Annotated in this window: 14 protein-coding genes and 2 rRNA genes (1 of these 16 cut by a window edge); 6 read left to right on the top strand and 10 right to left on the bottom strand. The window is 37.4% G+C overall.

Features of this window, described 5'->3' with window-relative positions:
• From IGJ11_RS01580 to IGJ11_RS01555, 6 genes are all read right to left on the bottom strand, one after another.
• Window positions 1-1,138 (bottom strand): 23S ribosomal RNA (locus IGJ11_RS01580) (it extends 1,776 nt beyond the left edge of the window).
• Window positions 1,139-1,370: 232 nt separating this feature from the next.
• Window positions 1,371-2,930 (bottom strand): 16S ribosomal RNA (locus IGJ11_RS01575).
• Together the 16S and 23S rRNA genes form the textbook arrangement of a ribosomal RNA operon.
• Before the next feature lie 603 nt (window positions 2,931-3,533).
• Window positions 3,534-3,698, bottom strand: a complete 165-nt coding sequence (locus IGJ11_RS01570; RefSeq protein WP_438772255.1) for a hypothetical protein — start codon at window positions 3,696-3,698, stop codon at window positions 3,534-3,536.
• A 352-nt stretch (window positions 3,699-4,050) separates the two neighbouring features.
• Entirely contained in the window at window positions 4,051-4,401 is a 351-nt protein-coding gene (locus IGJ11_RS01565; RefSeq protein WP_010720213.1) for a Spx/MgsR family RNA polymerase-binding regulatory protein, read from the bottom strand.
• Window positions 4,402-4,422: 21 nt separating this feature from the next.
• On the bottom strand, window positions 4,423-4,827 hold the full coding sequence (locus IGJ11_RS01560; protein ID WP_010720214.1) for a Spx/MgsR family RNA polymerase-binding regulatory protein: 405 nt from the start codon (window positions 4,825-4,827) through the stop codon (window positions 4,423-4,425).
• Between the two features lie 228 nt (window positions 4,828-5,055).
• The gene (locus IGJ11_RS01555; RefSeq protein WP_010720215.1) at window positions 5,056-7,260 is read right to left on the bottom strand and encodes an ATP-dependent helicase; all 2,205 of its coding nucleotides are present in this window, start codon (window positions 7,258-7,260) and stop codon (window positions 5,056-5,058) included.
• Between the two features lie 177 nt (window positions 7,261-7,437).
• On the opposite strand from IGJ11_RS01555, the gene IGJ11_RS01550 reads away from it, so the two are divergent.
• Complete coding sequence (locus IGJ11_RS01550; protein ID WP_010736953.1) at window positions 7,438-8,127, top strand: YoaK family protein; 690 nt, start codon at window positions 7,438-7,440, stop codon at window positions 8,125-8,127.
• Window positions 8,128-8,253: 126 nt separating this feature from the next.
• Here the strand turns inward: IGJ11_RS01550 and IGJ11_RS01545 are convergent, their stop codons facing one another.
• Window positions 8,254-8,484, bottom strand: a complete 231-nt coding sequence (locus tag IGJ11_RS01545) for a hypothetical protein (RefSeq protein ID WP_010720217.1) — start codon at window positions 8,482-8,484, stop codon at window positions 8,254-8,256.
• A 260-nt stretch (window positions 8,485-8,744) separates the two neighbouring features.
• On the opposite strand from IGJ11_RS01545, the gene IGJ11_RS01540 reads away from it, so the two are divergent.
• The 3 genes from IGJ11_RS01540 to IGJ11_RS01530 all read left to right on the top strand — a co-directional run bounded on the left by IGJ11_RS01540 (window position 8,745) and on the right by IGJ11_RS01530 (window position 11,506).
• Window positions 8,745-9,347, top strand: a complete 603-nt coding sequence (locus IGJ11_RS01540) for an accessory gene regulator B family protein (protein WP_010736952.1) — start codon at window positions 8,745-8,747, stop codon at window positions 9,345-9,347.
• A 140-nt stretch (window positions 9,348-9,487) separates the two neighbouring features.
• Complete coding sequence (locus IGJ11_RS01535; protein ID WP_010736951.1) at window positions 9,488-10,765, top strand: sensor histidine kinase; 1,278 nt, start codon at window positions 9,488-9,490, stop codon at window positions 10,763-10,765.
• Window positions 10,766-10,777: 12 nt separating this feature from the next.
• Window positions 10,778-11,506 (top strand): LytR/AlgR family response regulator transcription factor, encoded by a 729-nt coding sequence (locus IGJ11_RS01530; RefSeq protein ID WP_010720220.1) that lies wholly within the window; start codon window positions 10,778-10,780, stop codon window positions 11,504-11,506.
• 103 nt (window positions 11,507-11,609) lie between these two features.
• Here IGJ11_RS01530 and IGJ11_RS01525 read toward each other — a convergent pair whose 3' ends face one another.
• The gene (locus tag IGJ11_RS01525) at window positions 11,610-13,127 is read right to left on the bottom strand and encodes a zinc ABC transporter substrate-binding protein AdcA (RefSeq protein ID WP_207431864.1); all 1,518 of its coding nucleotides are present in this window, start codon (window positions 13,125-13,127) and stop codon (window positions 11,610-11,612) included.
• 294 nt (window positions 13,128-13,421) lie between these two features.
• On the opposite strand from IGJ11_RS01525, the gene IGJ11_RS01520 reads away from it, so the two are divergent.
• Together IGJ11_RS01520 and IGJ11_RS01515 are read left to right on the top strand one after the other, a co-directional pair.
• Window positions 13,422-14,609: an AI-2E family transporter gene (locus IGJ11_RS01520; protein ID WP_010720222.1), complete on the top strand. Its 1,188-nt coding sequence runs from the start codon at window positions 13,422-13,424 to the stop codon at window positions 14,607-14,609.
• Between the two features lie 596 nt (window positions 14,610-15,205).
• On the top strand, window positions 15,206-15,310 hold the full coding sequence (locus tag IGJ11_RS01515) for a putative holin-like toxin (protein WP_223603620.1): 105 nt from the start codon (window positions 15,206-15,208) through the stop codon (window positions 15,308-15,310).
• 168 nt (window positions 15,311-15,478) lie between these two features.
• On the opposite strand, the gene IGJ11_RS01510 is transcribed toward IGJ11_RS01515, so the two are convergent.
• Both IGJ11_RS01510 and IGJ11_RS01505 read right to left on the bottom strand, forming a co-directional pair.
• On the bottom strand, window positions 15,479-15,619 hold the full coding sequence (locus IGJ11_RS01510) for a hypothetical protein (protein ID WP_161298828.1): 141 nt from the start codon (window positions 15,617-15,619) through the stop codon (window positions 15,479-15,481).
• A gap of 370 nt (window positions 15,620-15,989) precedes the next feature.
• A complete protein-coding gene (locus IGJ11_RS01505) occupies window positions 15,990-19,553 on the bottom strand; it encodes an immunoglobulin-like domain-containing protein (RefSeq protein WP_207431863.1) in 3,564 nt (1,187 codons plus the stop codon).
• Window positions 19,554-19,811: the final 258 nt, after the last annotated feature.

The raw sequence follows: 19,811 nt of genomic DNA, 5'->3' as shown, positions 1-19,811 counted from the left end.
CTATTACGCACTCTTTAAATGGTGGCTGCTTCTAAGCCAACATCCTAGTTGTCTGTGCAACCCCACATCCTTTTCCACTTAACATATATTTTGGGACCTTAGCTGGTGGTCTGGGCTGTTTCCCTTTCGACTATGGATCTTATCACTCACAGTCTGACTCCCGGATATGAATGAATGGCATTCGGAGTTTATCTGAATTCGGTAACCCGAGATGGGCCCCTAGTCCAAACAGTGCTCTACCTCCATCATTCTCAATTCCGAGGCTAGCCCTAAAGCTATTTCGGAGAGAACCAGCTATCTCCAAGTTCGTTTGGAATTTCTCCGCTACCCACACCTCATCCCCGCACTTTTCAACGTACGTGGGTTCGGTCCTCCAGTGCGTTTTACCGCACCTTCAACCTGGACATGGGTAGATCACATGGTTTCGGGTCTACGACTACATACTCAAACGCCCTATTCAGACTCGCTTTCGCTGCGGCTCCGTCTCTTCAACTTAACCTCGCATGCAATCGTAACTCGCCGGTTCATTCTACAAAAGGCACGCCATCACCCATTAACGGGCTTTGACTTGTTGTAGGCACACGGTTTCAGGTTCTATTTCACTCCCCTTCCGGGGTGCTTTTCACCTTTCCCTCACGGTACTGGTTCACTATCGGTCACTAGGGAGTATTTAGCCTTGGGAGATGGTCCTCCCGGATTCCGACGGAATTCCTCGTGTTCCGCCGTACTCAGGATCCTCCTAGGTGCCTTCCAAATTTCATCTACGGGGTTTTTACCCTCTTTGACTGACTTTTCCAAGTCATTCGACTATCTGAAAGAACTACCATATTGGAGTCCTACAACCCCAATGAGCAAGCTCATTGGTTTGGGCTTTTCCCGTTTCGCTCGCCGCTACTCAGGGAATCGAATTTTCTTTCTCTTCCTGCAGGTACTTAGATGTTTCAGTTCTCTGCGTCTACCTCGAATGCGCTATGTATTCACGCAAACGTAACATCCTATAAAAGATGCTGGGTTCCCCCATTCGGAAATCTCTGGATCATAGCTTACGTACAGCTCCCCAAAGCATATCGGTGTTAGTCCCGTCCTTCATCGGCTCCTAGTGCCAAGGCATCCACCGTGCGCCCTTATTCACTTAACCTTATCAACCTTGCGGTTGGGTTTTGATCTTTCTTCTAGCGATAGAAGTCCGATCAAGAAAATAAGCAATTGAACTTATTAAAAAACTCATTCAACGCGGTGTTCTCGGTTTGTATTACTAATTTACTTCAAATATCCAGTTTTCAATGAACAAAAATATCTCTTTGAGAGTAAACCTCTCAAAACTGAACAAAGTGAAAAACAAACAGTGTAGTCTCCGTAATATTCCTTAGAAAGGAGGTGATCCAGCCGCACCTTCCGATACGGCTACCTTGTTACGACTTCACCCCAATCATCTATCCCACCTTAGGCGGCTGGCTCCAAAAGGTTACCTCACCGACTTCGGGTGTTACAAACTCTCGTGGTGTGACGGGCGGTGTGTACAAGGCCCGGGAACGTATTCACCGCGGCGTGCTGATCCGCGATTACTAGCGATTCCGGCTTCATGTAGGCGAGTTGCAGCCTACAATCCGAACTGAGAGAAGCTTTAAGAGATTAGCTTAGCCTCGCGACTTTGCGACTCGTTGTACTTCCCATTGTAGCACGTGTGTAGCCCAGGTCATAAGGGGCATGATGATTTGACGTCATCCCCACCTTCCTCCGGTTTGTCACCGGCAGTCTTGCTAGAGTGCCCAACTAAATGATGGCAACTAACAATAAGGGTTGCGCTCGTTGCGGGACTTAACCCAACATCTCACGACACGAGCTGACGACAACCATGCACCACCTGTCACTTTGCCCCCGAAGGGGAAGCTCTATCTCTAGAGTGGTCAAAGGATGTCAAGACCTGGTAAGGTTCTTCGCGTTGCTTCGAATTAAACCACATGCTCCACCGCTTGTGCGGGCCCCCGTCAATTCCTTTGAGTTTCAACCTTGCGGTCGTACTCCCCAGGCGGAGTGCTTAATGCGTTAGCTGCAGCACTGAAGGGCGGAAACCCTCCAACACTTAGCACTCATCGTTTACGGCGTGGACTACCAGGGTATCTAATCCTGTTTGCTCCCCACGCTTTCGAGCCTCAGCGTCAGTTACAGACCAGAGAGCCGCCTTCGCCACTGGTGTTCCTCCATATATCTACGCATTTCACCGCTACACATGGAATTCCACTCTCCTCTTCTGCACTCAAGTCTCCCAGTTTCCAATGACCCTCCCCGGTTGAGCCGGGGGCTTTCACATCAGACTTAAGAAACCGCCTGCGCTCGCTTTACGCCCAATAAATCCGGACAACGCTTGCCACCTACGTATTACCGCGGCTGCTGGCACGTAGTTAGCCGTGGCTTTCTGGTTAGATACCGTCAAGGGATGAACAGTTACTCTCATCCTTGTTCTTCTCTAACAACAGAGTTTTACGATCCGAAAACCTTCTTCACTCACGCGGCGTTGCTCGGTCAGACTTTCGTCCATTGCCGAAGATTCCCTACTGCTGCCTCCCGTAGGAGTTTGGGCCGTGTCTCAGTCCCAATGTGGCCGATCACCCTCTCAGGTCGGCTATGCATCGTCGCCTTGGTGAGCCGTTACCTCACCAACTAGCTAATGCACCGCGGGTCCATCCATCAGCGACACCCGAAAGCGCCTTTCAAATCAAAACCATGCGGTTTCGATTGTTATACGGTATTAGCACCTGTTTCCAAGTGTTATCCCCTTCTGATGGGCAGGTTACCCACGTGTTACTCACCCGTTCGCCACTCCTCTTTTTCCGGTGGAGCAAGCTCCGGTGGAAAAAGAAGCGTTCGACTTGCATGTATTAGGCACGCCGCCAGCGTTCGTCCTGAGCCAGGATCAAACTCTCATAAAAAGTTCGAACAATCTTGCGATTGTTAAGCTCAATTGTTTGCTAGCATATTGCTTGCTTGTTAAAAATGTTTGTTGTCTTGAATCAATCAAGACGCCCTACACATTTGGTTTGTCTTTGCTTTGTTCAGTTTTCAAAGGTCTACTTGATTAACGCTACTTGATTTAAAGTTGAAACTTCTTAACGAGCTAGCGATTAATCATTCGATATTGCCGTAGCAACTTTTATATCATAACAGACCGACATTTGTTTGTCAACTCTTTTTTTAAAAGTTTTTTCACTTCGTTTTTCAGAAGTGCTTCAGCAACTCATTTATCATAACTCATCGTTTGTTATTTGTCAACAACTTTTTTGAAGTTTTTTTCGATGAAATCAAGCTTCATAAGCTGTTGTTTTTTAACGACTCAGTTATCTTATCATGTGATAACTCACACGTCAAGAACTTTTTGAATCTTTTTTATTACTTCATTTTTTTAAAACGAGTAACTAAAAACAACAAAAAAGAATATATCATGTAATTTTACACATGTCAATAAGTATTTAAACCTTTGGTATAGGTTATACTTCAAGTTTCAGCTTTTCTATATTAAATAAGCCATAGTCATTCTACTGATTCTGGCTATCCAGATAATCGAACTGTAAGACTTCTTTCAGCTGTTGTCCATTTATGACATCTTTGGTTACTCCACACGGTTGCCCCATTGATGAACGTTCATCGTTTTCCCGTTGATCAATGAGGTTGAAACAAGAGGCTGTGAAATAAGCGTTCAACTCCGAGCGAATAAGCGATGATTTTTTAAAATAGCTCCTCATATTTTAGAAAACCATCGCTTATTGTTGAGGAGTTGCTTCTTGAACGCCTTTTAGCAAGAGGTTGTGAAAAGAGTGTCTTGACCTAAGCGTTAAGTCAAAAAATCTCGAAACAGCTCCTCATGTTTTGAGATTTTTTGACTTATCGCCGAAGGTCAGCTCTTTGAACACCGTTTATTCGTTTTTAGAGATAATAGAAGAGACTGAGACAAGTTTCTTTTAGAAAAGATCACTCACAAAAAAAGGAAATGAATAGCCATCCATCTCCTCTAACCGACTATTTCGTTTTTTTGCCACTGAAGTCATCCTGTATTTATTGGCTTGCAATTAATTTCTCCATTAATTCCTCATTAAACCCAACAAATAAAACATTATCAAAAATAATCAGCGGACGTCTGATTAGTTCTCCATGTGTTCTACACAAAACAATCAATTGTTGTTCATTAATAGTAGATAAATCAATTTCCAGATTTTTGAAACCTTGTGACCAAGTGGCGAACAGTCGTTCCGCGTGAACATTCTCAAACCCACACAATTCTTTTGCTTCCTTAACGGTTAGCTCTCTCTGATCTAAATCAATAAACTGATAAGAGAGATGATGTTCTTCTAACCACTGCTTTGCTTTTAGACACGTCACACAATGCGCCGACCCGTATACCTTCACAAGATTCCTCCTTTTTTAAATTTAACTGAAGATACTGTTTTGCATATAAATCATTCTTCTTGCAACTGAACGAATTTCTCTTGGAACAAACGAACGAATTTCATCTTCATTAAAACCGATCAATATTCTTTTTTCATCAATTAAGATCGGACGTCTTAGTAAAGAAGGATATTGTTTAAACAGGACGATCATTTGCTTTAATGTGAGCTCGTTGAAGTCAATAGCTAATTTTTCGTATATTTTTGAGCGAGTAGAGATAATGTCTTCAACGCCTCCGTTAGTGGCTGCTAAAATTTCACGTATTTCATTTTCTGATATCGGCTCTGCAAAAATATTTTTTTCTTCAAAATCTAAACGATTTTCTTGCAACCATGCTCTTGCCTTTCTACAAGAAGTACAGCTAGGGGAAGTATATACTTTTATCATTCTCTCACTCCTTTTTAATTATAATCCCATTCTAACTGAAAGTTATAAAAAACACCAATTATTAGCTATTAAAATTCAGAAAATTTATTCTTCTTTGCTATTAAACCCTTTTAATCCTGTGTTTATATGAAAAAAAATAATTTATTTTGTATAAAAAAAAGAAGAAAAACACATAAAAAAAACGACATTATTAGTATTTTATACCTAATAATATCGTTTTTTATGTGATTAAACATGTATTTTTTTAATTTTACAACCTGTTTCTCTAATAAATCTAGAAGTTTTCAATTTTCTCGTCCCCTTCATCAAAGGTATACACAAATAGAGACGATTTCTTGCTCGGGTCATTGCTACATAAAAAAGACGGCGTTCTTCTTCGACTGTTGTCACATGCTCTGCCTTGACCTTATCCAAACTAATGGCTGCTTTATCAGAGGCACCATTGTAAGGAATAGCTCCTTCATTACAACCAACTAAAAAAACATTGCGATAGCTTAAGCCTTTACTTCTATGAATACTTTGAATGCATAAAGCATCAAGTTTTCCTTGCCGGTAAGCGATTAAACGAGTTTTTAGTTGTTTCGCAACTGCTTGGATGTCTTTTTCTAAATGGTTGATTTTTTCTAATGTTGGAAATTGTTTGAGCGTTCCTAACAACCATTCACGCTCACTACCGTCTATTTCTTTAGTTGGTCGACTTAATTTAAGGTAGCTTTGAATTAAACGATCAAAACCTTTTCCGCCATTTTTATCAAAAGTATGAAGGTCCTTTACAAACCGATGAATCTCTTTTTCTTTTGTTTTTAAATGCGGCTTTACAGAAAGGATATATTCCACAATATCTGTTACTTTATTTCGTTTAGAAAAATAGTCCTCACATTCAGCTTTCTTGAAATAGCAATTAATCATTAACTGATAGAGTACTTGTTGATAACCCTGTGTCTTTTTTTGATAAGTAGTTGCATTTTGCCAGTAAAGGATCCTTTGATAGAACTGTTGAAATAGTTTTATTCCAAATATCCCTTCGTATGGGCCATCTGCTTCTAGCACAAAGGGGATATCCGTCTGTAACAAGTCTTGGACTAATTGCTGGGTTTGCGTTAACGACCGATATAAAACGATTGATTCTTTGTATTTTCCTTTATGTTTAATCAATGTTTTGATTTGTTCAATGATCCAGCGACTTTCAGCTTGTATATCATCAAAAGCTAGCGCCTGCATGATCCCCGCCTCTTTCTTAGCTGGAATCATTGCTTTTTGGATACGATCATTTTTATTAAATGTAATTAAGCGATTCGCTCCTTGAACAATGGTGGCACGTGAACGATAGTTGGTTAATAAAAAAAGCGTCTTCGTTGCGTACTCTTGGTCAAAATTTTTAATATAAGAAGGTTCCGAACCTCGAAACCCATAGATACTTTGATCATCGTCACCGACCACAATAAGTTTCATTGGTGTTTCCTTCGTGATCAGGCGAACAATTTCCCACTGTAAAGGATTCGTGTCTTGAAATTCATCAATAAATAAATAATCATATTTTTGTCCCACGAAGTTTCTGATTTCTTCGTTCTGCAAGGCTTGTTTTAAATTACTTAGAACATCATTGAATTCAAAAAGATGTTGCTCTTTCTTTTGTGCTTGCAGTTCTCGCATGAAGTGGGTCATTCTTTCGGAAATCGGCATAGTTGCATTCGGTTCAATAAAGTCAAAGTTTTCTTTTATCAATACTCGCGTTTCTTCTATTGATAAGTTCATATTCTGCCAATAATCAAGACGTGCCGCCAAATTTTTTTCTCCATATTGATCAAAAGCATATAAATTATACTTACGAATAAGTTGTTGTATTAGTCCACTGACTTTGTATGAGGTCTCTTTTGAAAATTCTCCCTGTATCCCTTCAGTGACTACTTCTGGGAATTGGCGACAAATATCATTGTACAAACGAAAAAAGATACTATGAAAAGTTCCTATATGAACATTGGTCTTTCGTTGGCTAAAATTATCTACTCGCTTTTTCAATTCATTCGCAGCATTTCTCGTAAAAGTGATCATCAATATCCGTTGCTCATCTACCTGATTTTCAGTCATTAAATAGACAGCTTTTGCACAAATTGTTTGGGTCTTCCCACTTCCCGCTCCTGCAATGATCCTTAGATTTTTTTCCATATTGTAAGTAATCGCTGCTTTTTGCTCGTAATTAAAACGATTGTAGGAGCGCTTTTCCATCATATCGAAAAATGAATGACTATTATTCGTTTCTTTTTCTTCCTCAATCAGCCCAGGTGCTTCACCATAAGCTGCTTCATAGCTTGCAATGATCTCTTCTTGCATCCGGAAAATTTGTTGGAGCTTCTCATATCTTTTTTCCCAATGACTGATTTCTCTTTGTAAGCGAAGTATTTCTTTTTCATTCCCTTGATTGATTGTTTTCACATCTTTCTATATATAAATGGTCAATATTTTTCTTTTATACTAACAGACCTTTCTAAAAATTAAAATGACTTTAGCAAACACTGACCTTTTCTGAAAATTATCTATAAAATATCAAAAACATATAACCAATATGATAGAATAAAAAAGACAAATATATTAATTTGAAGGTGAATATAAATGAGTACTTCATTTCATGAAGGACGGACAATCGGACTTTTATTATCCTTTATCGGTGGCGCAATGGACAGTTATACATATATTCAATATAACGCATTTGCTTCAGCACAAACGGGTAATATTGTCTTAGCAATCATCCAAGCTTTCGATGGTGAATGGATTAGCGTTGGAAAAAAAATTCTTTCTACTGTCTTCTTTTTTTTAGGGATTTTACTGACAAAATTTTTGATTGATTATTTCAAAAAGAAAGAAAAACACTATTGGCGTTTGTATGTTCTTTACTACGAAGCAATTATCTTTTTCTTAGTCAGTCTGACTCCAATCAGTATCCACCCAGCCATCGTAACCATCATGATTGCATTTACAGCAGCTATTCAATGGGTCGCTTTTGATAAAATCGATGGACGAGCTTATACTAATCTTTTTACTACGGGGAATCTAAAAGGAGTTGCTACTAACTTATACGATTCTCTTGTCACAAAAGAAAAAGCAGCGTTCGATCGTTTTTTCCATTTTCTGACAGTTGTTCTGGCTTTCATCAGTGGCGCAGGCGTTCTCGTTTTTTGCCATCATTTATTTGGGCATTTTGCTATTTTATTAGTGGCTGTTTTATTTTTAATCATAGCAATTGTTCAAAGCATTCAAGTATGGAAATTTTACCAACGTCATATAGTCTTATCCAAAAAATAAGGACAAGCGTGTTCACTTTAATGACCAACTAAAAAAATCACTATACTAAAACACAACAAATAGACTGATTTACAGGATACTCGGACAGTACCTCAGCCTATTTGTTGTGTTTATGTTTATTTTTATTCATTCCATTATCGCACTTGATTTTCGAACAACAAGTTGCCAATGCAAACTGTCGGCAGTTTCATTATCTTCTACTGCACATTTGATGACCCGGATCATCACGCTGTTTTCATAAACTTTTTCAATTTCTCCTTTGATAGGTGCTTCAAATAAATCTGAAACAAAAGCACCTGTTTCACCAACTTCAAATAATTGCTCATCCATTTTCTCCATTACTTGTTCATTCCCCATGATAGTTCCTCCAATATTTTTTAAGTCAATCAATTTTTAACACACTTCTAGGCAGAGAACACATAAAAATCATAAAAAGCCCTTTTCATGTCAAAACCGTTCACTTTTTTTATCTGCCATTTATAAAATACTCAAAAAAGAAAGATCTAACTGAATTTTTTGATCTTTTTTTTACGGTTTTGATGTCAAAACAACCTTTTATGAATCGAAACACTATTTTTAACAAATTTAGAATAAAATCGTTATTGGAGGTACGTTGGATGAAAAATAAAGTTGTAAATAGAATATTAGACACATTATTCAGTGGTGAAAAAATAGAAGATGAAATGGTTTATCTCCAAGTAAAATTTGCCCTTGATGTATTAATGAATAACCTTGGCAAATTGGCCGTTGTTTTAGTATTTTCTTTAATAACCGGTTCTTGGGTCGAAACAGGATTGACCTTTCTTTCTTATATTTGTATCCGTCGCTATGCTTACGGACTTCATTCTGATTCTGAATTTGTTTGTTTACTATGGACTTTGCTTTATTTGTGGGGCGTTCCCCTCTTAATGAAACACTTTGATGTGACCATCTCTTCCCCACTGAAGGTCATTTCATTGATCATCTGTTTCTTATTGTTGCTTCGCTATGGATCAAAAGGTACAGCAATCAATCCCATTGAACCTGAAAAACGCCCACCACTGTTAAAAAAAGCAATTTTCATGTTTCTTCTATTTGCAATAACTATTTTATTTTTCGCTAATTCTTACTTTTCTACTTACTTGCTTCTCGGGATTATTTTAGAAATAGCTACGCTGCTTCCAATTACGAATTATATAATGAATCTTGGAGGAATTTTCTATGAAAAAAACAATCATTAAACAACTTACTAATTTGTCTGACTTCTTTGTGTCTGGATGCTGCTTTGGTATGAGTTCAGAGTTTAAAATCCCTGAAAAATTAAAAAAATAATTCAATAAATATGCTATAATTTGGTAAAAATCAATGGGAGCTGTACTTTATGTTTTTGTGGTCCATAGCCTTGCAATATTTAATTTACACAATTTGTGTATTACTCATTGAACACCAAATTAAAAAGAAATACTTATTCGTTACCACTATTTTAATCTCTTGTGTCTTGTTAGGTTTTATGTATCCTTTATTTGGGATATTTACTGCTTTATTTGCTATAGGTATGCTGATGCTAACATTCTTCTTCTTTTCTACTTCCCCGCAAAAACTGGTTTATGCTCTTCCTTGGGGATTGCTTACTTCGCTTTTAGGAGACCATTTGACGAGCATCAGCGATTTTTTTATTTTGAAATCTGCTGTCATTGAACCAGGAGATTCCTTGCAGTATATTCATATCGTCATTTCTGCGACGTTATCGATCTTACTTGCTTTAGCTTTTAAAAAAGCCTTAGAAAATTTCCATGGGTTGGATCGCCGAATGATTGGAACCGTTGGCGCGTTGATGTTATTTACCTATTATATCGTTATCTTTTATACACGTTTTTCTGGCGAGACTCCCCAAATTTTAACTATCAACACTGGCTTTTTCATTCTTTATCTCTGTGGCGGGCTGTTTATCCTCATTTATTATTGGAAAATTTCAAAGAGAAAAATGGCAGACCAATTGTTAGAACAGCGTATGCAAATGCAACAAGATTACATCCGTGATCTAGAAAAAAACTATCAAGACCTTAGAGAATTCAAGCATGATTATCAAAACTTGCTTTTTTCAATGAATAGTTATCTTGCTGAAGGTGACCTGGAGGGATTACGTAAGTACTACAATCAAAATATCTTACCCACTCGTCAAATGATGGATCTTTTCCCAGCAAACCTTAGTCTGTTAGATAACATAAAAATTCCTGAAATAAGAAGCTTATTGTCTTTGAAATTAATGATGGCACAAGAAAAAGGATTATCCGTGCATCTTGTTATTCCAGAAGAGATCACTTTAAAGAAAAAACACACAGTAAACATCGTCCGAATGTTAGGTATTATTTTAGATAATGCGATTGAAGGAGCTTTAATTACTAAAAAGAAGAAAATTGAACTCTTTGTTTTAAAAAAGAAAAACTCAGTGATTATTCGTGTCATCAATACAACGATGAATACACTTCCGTTAAATCAATTAAAACAAAAAGGTTTTTCAACAAAAAAAGATCCTAAAAACGAAGGACTCGGTTTATTCATTTTGGATGAGCTGTCAAAGGCCAATCCTTATATCTTTTTAGAGACATCTATTGAGAATCAACGTTTTTCTCAGACAATCTATATACAAACAAAATAAAGGAGTATTCGTATGATTCCAATTTATATTTGCGAAGATGACACGAAACAGTTGGAAGTAATTTCAGCAGTGATCAAAAATCGAATTATGATTGAGAATTTGGATAGTTATGTCCATATCGCCACTTCTGATCCAATTGAACTTCTTCAAGCAGCTAGAGTACGAACCTCATCTTTTGGTATTTATTTTTTAGACATTGAATTAAAAGATAGCGATCTAGATGGTATTATGATCGGAAAACGCGTAAGAGATCTAGATCCTTTAGGAAAAATTATTTATGTTACTTCTCATACGGATCTTTCAATGTCTATCTTAAAGAGTAATATTGAACCGACTGATTATATTATCAAAGAAGATATTTTTGATTTAAAAGAAAATGTGGAACGTATTTTAAGTAAGATCTTTGAAGATGTCAAAGCGACTCCTTTACAAAAAGATATTTTTAAAATCGAATTTAATGATGAAATAAAATTTCTTCCGATCAAAGATATCCAGTATTTCTCTACTTCCCCAGGAACGCCACATAAATTAGAGGTTCATTTGACTCATGCGCAAATGCAGTTCTATGATAAAATCAAAGAAATAGAGAAAATGAACCGTCATTTTATCCGCTGCCATAAATCATACGTGATCAATACTCAAAATGTCCGTACGATCAACAAAAAAACTCGTGAAATCACGTTAGCAAATGGCGAAGTGATTCCGGCTTCTGTACGTGGTTTAAAAAAATTGATCTCGTAAATCTCAGACTTCTCCCCAAAAACAAACAAAAAAATGAGCAAAACTCGTCTGTTTGTTTTGCTCATTTTTTCTTATTTATCTTTTCTTGTTCCTATTTTGTAGTTTAATGTAACAGCATTTCTTGCGCAATTTCTTGCCCACTCATCTCCACTGGATAAAAAGTTGGCCAATGATCCATTTCTGCCAGTAAACTTTCTTGACTTTCATTCCCTAAATAGATATGAAAATGTTCCGAATCTGTTGGTGCAATCGAATGATCACTGAATTGTACATATCGATAAGCGCCACTTTCTGGCTCTACTGCTTCAAATAAGTAGCGTACGCCTCGATTTCCTGCAGCGTAATTCAAAACTCTTTTACCTGCATATCGGTAAGATGATTGCTTCGTCTCACCATTTTTAAAAGTAAATGCCATTCTATCTCCGTCAATCTTGATCTTTTCGACATCCGTCTGGTATCCGACGGTATAATAATCCTTGTACTCTTTTGCTGATTTTTTTGGATCGATTTTTGCCTTATACTCAAATACGGGATCTAAGGTTCCATCAGCTAAATAGTTATCGACCGTTTGCCATTGCCCTTTCCAATCGGACAATTTGCGGTCTTTCACAGCTGAATCTTCAAAGTAACCATTATATACATTTTTTTCTTTTTCTGGTGTCAGTGTGGCTTCCAGTGGATTCACTGTATCTGTCGTTTTTTGTAACGACTTGAGGTTTTCTTTCATTATGGTTACGTAGTTTTCACCATTTGCAAGTTGTTCTTTCGTTAAACCTTCTAGAGGATTCAAGACAGCCAAAGAAACGCCGGCTTCATTTGCTAGAGTTCTAGCGATACTGTCTTTAGCATTTTCTTCGAAATAAATATATTTGATCCCATGATCTTTTACAAACTGTTTTAATTCAGCAATTCTTGCGGCTGAAGGCTCCTCACTTGAGGATAAGCCAGCTATTGACACTTGATTCAGTCCATACTCTAATGCCAAATAGTTGAATGCGGCATGTTGGGTAACAAAAGATTTTTGTTTTGCTTTACTTAAGGTATCCTGATAACTCTGATGAAGTTCTTGTAATTTTTCTAAATAATTCTCCGCATTTTTAGTAAAGGCTTCTTTTTTATCGGGGTATTTTGTGATCAGTTGATCCCTTATACTTTTTACTTGTTTCATTGCTAAACTTGGAGCTAACCAAACATGCGGGTCTAATTCATGAGAATGCCCTGCTTCGCCATGACTATGGTCATGTCCTTCTTCACTACCCGGTAACAACAACATCCCTTCAGTCGCTTTGACTGCTAACACATTCCCCTCTTTCAATGTGTTTTGGATTGCTGGTACCCAGGTTTCCATATTTTCGTTGTTATAGACAAAGACATCCGCATTTTGAATTTTTGCCATATCTTTTGCTGATGGCTCATAGTCGTGTGAATCTGTCCCAGCAGGAATCAATAACTCAACTTCTCCTTCATCTCCCACTACTTCTTTCGTGAAATCATACATTGGATAAAAAGTCGTCATCACCTGCAATTTTTCTTTTTTGTTCGCGGCTTCTTGTTGATTGCCACAACTGGCAAGTATACAAACAGTAACTACTATCCCTAATAAATAAACCAAACGCTTCATTTGACGACACTCCTTCATCTTCTTTCATTTTACGATTAAAGTTACCAAATCGTAATCTTTACGTTTTAGCAACAGGATTTAATTTATCATATCGCTAAATAAATAGTCAAGCGTTTTCTTAAAACTATTTCTTTTTATTTTCTAGCCATTTCTGAACAGTATCATTTTCTTTTTGTCACTAGTTCCGACTATAATAAGATAAATCAGCTTGACGTTCCCGATAGGTAAAAAACAATTTCCTTTTACTTTTATCTTGAACTTAGAGCGATTTAGTACATTGAAAGGAGTAATAAATTGAAGAATAATTCTAAAGATCAGTCTCGTCTGATACGTTTTCTAGGAGGAACGACTTCCTATTATGTATTAGGGTTGTTGATTATGTTAGCTTTAGTGATCTATTTTTTTCAGCAGATCGGTTTTATTTTTAAACCATTTTTTGTGATTTTTGCAACGACACTCGCCCCAGTACTATTTGCGTTAGTTTTATATTATTTACTAGACCCGTTGATCAAACGTTTGAGCCGAAAACTATCTAGAAATTTATCTGTTACTATCGTTTATGTCATTATTTTATTTTTGATCGGCTTAGGGAGTGTTTGGTTAGTTCCTTTCTTGGAGCAACAAGCCAAAACACTAATGACTAGTTTTCCTGATTTATTTAACGATTTTATACAAACTTTGAAAAACTTCCTAGCGCAAACACCTTTTGCGGACACATTCGATCAATTCTTTTCATCGATTGATGATTGGACGTCTAATTTTGCCTCGTTTATTGGCGATTATTGGGAAAGTGGTGCACAAAGTATCGGGAATATCTTTTCAGCAGTAACATCTACCTTTATTACATTGTTTACTGGTCCAATCATTGCGTTCTTCTTATTAAGAGATCCTCAGAAATTTTATCAAGCTGTGTTAGGGATCGTACCACCCAAGTTCCGTACAGATTTTCGGACATTGACTAAAATCGCCAATCAACAATTAGGTGATTTCTTAAAAGGGCAAATCATTGCTTCTTTCATCTTAGGAGCTGTTTATTGGGTCACATTTTTATTGATCGGCTTAGAATTTGCAAGCATACTAGCAATCGCAGCTGGGATTTTATGTATCATTCCTTACATTGGACCATTTATTGCCTTCTTTCCTGGATTGTTTATTGCTTTCCAAGATTCGACATTCATGGCAATTAAGTTTGTTTTGGTCTGGTTCATCGTCCAATTACTTCATGGGGACTTAGTTATCCCTCGAGTTATGGGCAATCGCCTTCAAGTCCATCCAATCACTATTTTGATTGTTTTATTAGTGATGGGTGATTTACTAGGACTCATGGGTGTAATTTTTGGTATCCCAATTTACACATTGATCAAATTATTGGTTGTCTTTACTTTTAAAAAGTTCAAACAACGCTACAACAAGTATTATGGCGATCAGGGTGTCTACCAAAAAGCAGAATTTTCGGAAAAAGACTACTTTGAAAAAGAGTAAAGAAAGTCTGGAACATCTCTCAAAAAAACGAGGGACTAGGACGACCAAGCTTATTTTCTTACTGAAGAAGACTATTGTCCCAGTCTCTACTAAACAGACCTTTTTTCCTGTATCTATGTAAAACAACAAGAGCTGCAATCCACATTTAGGAGTGCAGCTCTTCTTTTTTATGCTCATCAATCGCATAAAATGATTGGGGTTTTTAATTTACATCGATTCAATGACTAAGTGATTCCGTTTATTGAAGTGACCTGTTACTGAAATAGTATAATTGCCTTCTTCCAAAATAAGCAATTTATCCGTTATTTCTATATTGACCACTGATTGATTGGTTCAGGGCTCATTGGTAATGTAAATCGCACAAGCAATGGCTGTGTCTTGATTTCCTGAATTTTACCGAGTAAAACAATAGATTATTCCATCACGATCACCTCGCTAAAATTATAGAAAAAACAACTAAAATCGAGAATTTTTAATCGATTTTAGATATGCTAATAATAATCAAGACAGTAAAGTTTGTGACGGTGGCTATCCGATTGAAAGTGAGGTGGTGCGTATGTGCGTACTTCCAAAATCTTACAGAAAGGAGAAGCCTTTTGCCTGTTGAAACGGCGTTAGGATTAATGATTGGTTTCGGTTCTTTAATCGCAACAATCATTTTTGGAATCTTGGCAGTTGTAAACAACAATCAAAAAAAATAACCGTCAGCTTTAGCCGGTCGACGATTATTTTTCAAAAATAATATTAAACTGGTCACCGTCTTAAACGGTGCTGTTAAGGGAGTTGTTAGCGCAACTCCTCTTTTCGTATTCATTATATCAACTTTATTGATCTTTTACAATCAGAATGGGAAATCATCATTGCTAATATCATTGTCCATCCAATGGATTTTGCGAAGCGTTAAATCCACTGTTATTAGTCATCGTTGTTTCATGTTGTTCAAAGGTGGTTGTGATTGGAATCTTGGCAGGTTGATCAGTGTGATTACTACATAACACTAAGTAACGCATAATTTTACATCATATTTATTTTTAGATATTAGTGTCCAGAAAATGGAGATTTGATCGACACAATGACAATAGATATTTTTAAACTAAAAAGTAAGAATAGAAAGGGAAAAAACAGCTAAGTTCACAAGTTTAAAAAAGAAGAAACCCCTGATATAATGTATTTTTTGTGTGTCACTTTTCTTTTTAAATGGCATAAATTTTTAATTTTATTTGACACAAAATATAAACCTCTGTACACATTCCGGTATTCCTCATTTAGCTCAACCTGTTTTAATTTTGAGCGTATCTTAAATCAAGAAAACTGAGACATTGATCAGATTTTTTCTAATCAATGCCCCAGTTTTTAGACTTACATTAATTTGTTTTTTCCTTAATTTACAGACACTGTTTGGTTTTCAGCCAATAAGTTGCCACTTCCATCATAGAAATTCATCGTTACTTGATCATCAGCTTTGATTAGATCTGGCTTCACATAATAACTGATTGCCCCATCCTTAAAGCTCCCACCTTTACTGATCAGTTTACCATTGACAAACAAGTGTCCTTGGTGGACTTGGGTATCAGAGCCATAGGCTCCTTTGATCGTTTGTGTGCCGATTTTATAAGTCAATTCGTTGATTTCAGCTGTTGGTGTTTGAATAGTGACATCAATCTCTGATCCTGGAATTTGTTGCCCTCGATTGTTGGCACCCATCAAGACTACCTGATCATCTTCTGATACTTTGAGGTTTCCTACATAATAACTGAACTTGCCATCTTTGAAGCTACCGCCTTGACTAACTTTTTCGCCATTGACCAACAAGATTCCTTGGTAAACATCGCCTGTGTAGCTTCCTTCGATTACTGTACTGATTCCCACACGATGGGCTTCTGTTAATTGACCCAGTTGTTCTCCTATAGTCACTGGTTGCGGGTCCCCTAGTGGTGTATCGAATTTATCATAGCCTTGAATCGTTGCTTGATCCCCTGCTTTGATGATTTGAGAGTTCACATAATAGCTAAACTTACCATCTTTATAGGTTCCGCCCCAGCTGATTACTTCCCCATTCACTACTAGTTTTCCTTTATGGATATCCCCCGTATAAGTTCCAGTAATGGTTGAATCACCTAGCTTATAAGTGTCCACCTGATCAATTGATCCTGAAGATTCGGAAATCACTTCAATCTCTTTTGAATCTATCAATTCCTTCTCTTTGTTGTAGCCATCTAATACGACTTTGTCACCGACTTTTAATTTGCCAACACCGACATAATAGCTGAATTGACCATCTTTGAAGCTACCGCCCCAGCTGACCACTTTGCCATTAACGGTTAATCGTCCGAGAGACATATCCCCTGTGTAGGTTCCAGTAATATTGACATCTCCTACATGATATTCTTGTGGTTTCAACTCACTTTTCACTAGTTCTGCCACATAAGTTCCTGCCGTTAAATCACCAGTTCCGTAATTTGTCATAAAGTCAGCAGGTGAATAGCCTTTGGACTGACCATCTTCACGAATCCAATTCCCTGTCAGCTGATCTCCATCGTTCAATGCTTTCGGTGCTGATAAACCAGTGTCTCCAACCGCCTTAAAGTGATTACCTAGAATTAATTTCTTAAGCGGAGCTTTAAGAAACATATCACTCATATCTGTTACTTTGCTGGTATCAAACCCACTTAAATCTAAACTTGTTACACTGCTCATACCACGAAACATATTAGCCATATCTGTTACGTTACTGGTATCAAAGCCACTTACATCTAGACTTGTTACGCTGCTCATACCGGAAAACATATGTTGCATATTTGTTACTTTACTGGTATCAAAGCCACTTACATCTAGACTTGTTATGCTACTCATACCTTTAAACATTTTACTCATATCTGTTACGTTACTGGTATCCAGTTGACTTAACCCTTCGATTTCAGTTACATTCGTAGGTTTGTCAGCCGAGGTATTTCCACTAAATAATAAAAAAGAATTTTCTGGAGCAACTACTTTTCCAGCCAAGACAATTTTCTTGATTGCTTTAGCATCTACTTTTTTGTTTTTGTACCATGGCGATTCTACAAAACCACTTAACTCACCTGCTTCGATCGTCAATACCCCTGTATTTTCATCAAACGTGTACGGACTAGTTCCCCATGTGCCTGTTTCAACGGAAACATACGTGCCAGCAGTCAAATCACCGGTGCCATAGTTTTTTATGAAATCATCTGCTGTATAAGCCTTTCCTTTGCCATCTTCTCGCTTCCAAGCAGAAGTAAGAGCTCCAGTTCCATTTACAAATTTAAATGTATCTCCTAGAATTAATTTCTTAAGTGGAGTATCAGCAAACATATAAGACATAGATGTTACTTTGCTAGTGTCAAAATTGCTTACATCTAGACTTGTTACGCTATTCATACCTCTAAACATATACCCCATATCTTTTACTTTACTGGTATCAAAGCCACTTACATCTAAACTTGTTACACTGCTCATATTGCGAAACATATAACCCATATCTGTAGCTTTACTAGTATCAAAGCTACTTACATCTAAACTTGTTACACTGCTCATACCATGAAACATATAACTCATATCTGTTACGTTACTGGTATCCAGTTGACTTAGCCCTTCGATTTCAGTTACATTCGTAAGATCCTTACCAGCGGTACTTGTACTAAATAAGAATTTAGAATTTTCTGGAGCCACTACTTTTCCAGACAAAACAATTTTCTTGATTGCTTCAAGATCCACTGTTCCGCTGTTCCAAGGTGATTCTTCATAGCCACTTAACTCACCTGCTCCGATCGTCAATGTCCCTGTGTTTTCATCAAAATTATACGGACTGGTACCCCACCATCCTGTAGCAGAAACATACGTGCCAGCAGTCAAGTCACCAGTGCCATAGTTGTTCATGAAATCTGCTGCTGTATAAAACGTCCCTTTGCCATCTTCTCTCATCCACGCAGAAGTAAGGCCTGCTGGTCCGTTGGCTGATTTTACAAATTTAAAGGTATCTCCTAGAATTAATTTCTTAAGTGGAGTATCACCAAACATATTCCACCTATCTGTTACTTTGCTAGTGTCAAAGTTGCTTAAATCTAGACTTGTTACGCTACTCAGACCGTTAAACATATAAATCATAGTTGTTACGTTACTGGTATCAAAGCCACTTACATCTAAACTTGTTACGCTGCTCATACCCCAAAACATATCATTCATATTTGTTACGTTACTGGTATCAAAGCCACTTACATCTAAACTTGTTATGCTACTCAAAGCTCTAAACATATTTCCCATAGTTGTTACTTTACTGGTATCCAGTTGACTTAACCCTTCGATTTCAGTTACATTCTGCAATTGACTACCACCAAATAAGGCCCAAGAATTTTCCGGAGCAACTACTTTTCCAGATAAGACAATTTTCCTGATTGCTTCCGCTGATACTTTTTTGCTATTCCATGGGGATTCTGTATATCGACTTAACTCACCTGCTCCGATTGTCAATACTCCTGTATTTTCATCAAAAGTATACGAGCTGGTACCCCATGTGCCTGTTATCTTAGAAACTGCTGCCACGTTCGATTTTTGCGCTACTTTTGGCGCTTCAGCTGTTGGATTAGTTGCATCCCCTTCACTTTCGGCAGTCGGTGCTGTTGCTTGTTCTTGGGCGTCATCCGTTGTTTCATCCGTTGCTTCATCCGTTGGTGCTAATGAATCACTAGCTGTAGTGGTTGAATCCGTTGGGTTTACTAACGGATCTGTGACGTTTTGTATCGTTTGATCGATGACTTCTTTTGCTTCATTCGCCTGTGTTTGTTCAGTAGCAGTTTCAGCTGTTGGTGACAAAGTATCCGCTAATGCCATCGTTGGTGCGATCCCAGTATTCCCCATCACACCAGCCACCGCAAACATCGTTAATAGCTGTTTTTTACGTTTTGCTGTTAATTTTTTCTTACTCATATTTACTCCTTTTTTTCTCTTATTTTTGATCATTATTTTCTCGTCAATACCACTTCATCAGCTTTAGGTGTTTCCCCTGTTTTCAATTGATGTCTCTTTCCAATGTCCATTTTGTTACCGAAGCTGACAAAATCGTATTGATCATCTCCCCTGCAACATTTATTTTACTTGTTCTAATTAAGCATTAACGCTCAATATTTCCAATTAATATTCTTGAATTTTGATCGTTTACCATAACGTTTTTTTGTATATATTTCT

Source organism: Enterococcus sp. DIV0691 (assembly GCF_051711145.1).
GTDB lineage: Bacteria > Bacillota > Bacilli > Lactobacillales > Enterococcaceae > Enterococcus_B > Enterococcus_B hirae.
The sequence above is the reverse complement of the archived record's forward strand: the minus strand, read 5'-3'. Positions and strand labels throughout refer to the sequence as shown.

Bases quoted from the DNA above. Each gene is read 5' to 3' on its own strand.
- IGJ11_RS01560 (WP_010720214.1), bottom strand. From the start codon at position 4,827: ATGATAAAAGTATATACTTCCCCTAGCTGTACTTCTTGTAGAAAGGCA.
- IGJ11_RS01550 (WP_010736953.1), top strand. From the start codon at position 7,438: ATGAGTACTTCATTTCATGAAGGACGGACAATCGGACTTTTATTATCC.
- IGJ11_RS01545 (WP_010720217.1), bottom strand. From the start codon at position 8,484: ATGGGGAATGAACAAGTAATGGAGAAAATGGATGAGCAATTATTTGAA.
- IGJ11_RS01540 (WP_010736952.1), top strand. From the start codon at position 8,745: ATGAAAAATAAAGTTGTAAATAGAATATTAGACACATTATTCAGTGGT.
- IGJ11_RS01535 (WP_010736951.1), top strand. From the start codon at position 9,488: ATGTTTTTGTGGTCCATAGCCTTGCAATATTTAATTTACACAATTTGT.
- IGJ11_RS01530 (WP_010720220.1), top strand. From the start codon at position 10,778: ATGATTCCAATTTATATTTGCGAAGATGACACGAAACAGTTGGAAGTA.
- IGJ11_RS01525 (WP_207431864.1), bottom strand. From the start codon at position 13,127: ATGAAGCGTTTGGTTTATTTATTAGGGATAGTAGTTACTGTTTGTATA.
- IGJ11_RS01510 (WP_161298828.1), bottom strand. From the start codon at position 15,619: ATGCGTTACTTAGTGTTATGTAGTAATCACACTGATCAACCTGCCAAG.
- IGJ11_RS01505 (WP_207431863.1), bottom strand. From the start codon at position 19,553: ATGAGTAAGAAAAAATTAACAGCAAAACGTAAAAAACAGCTATTAACG.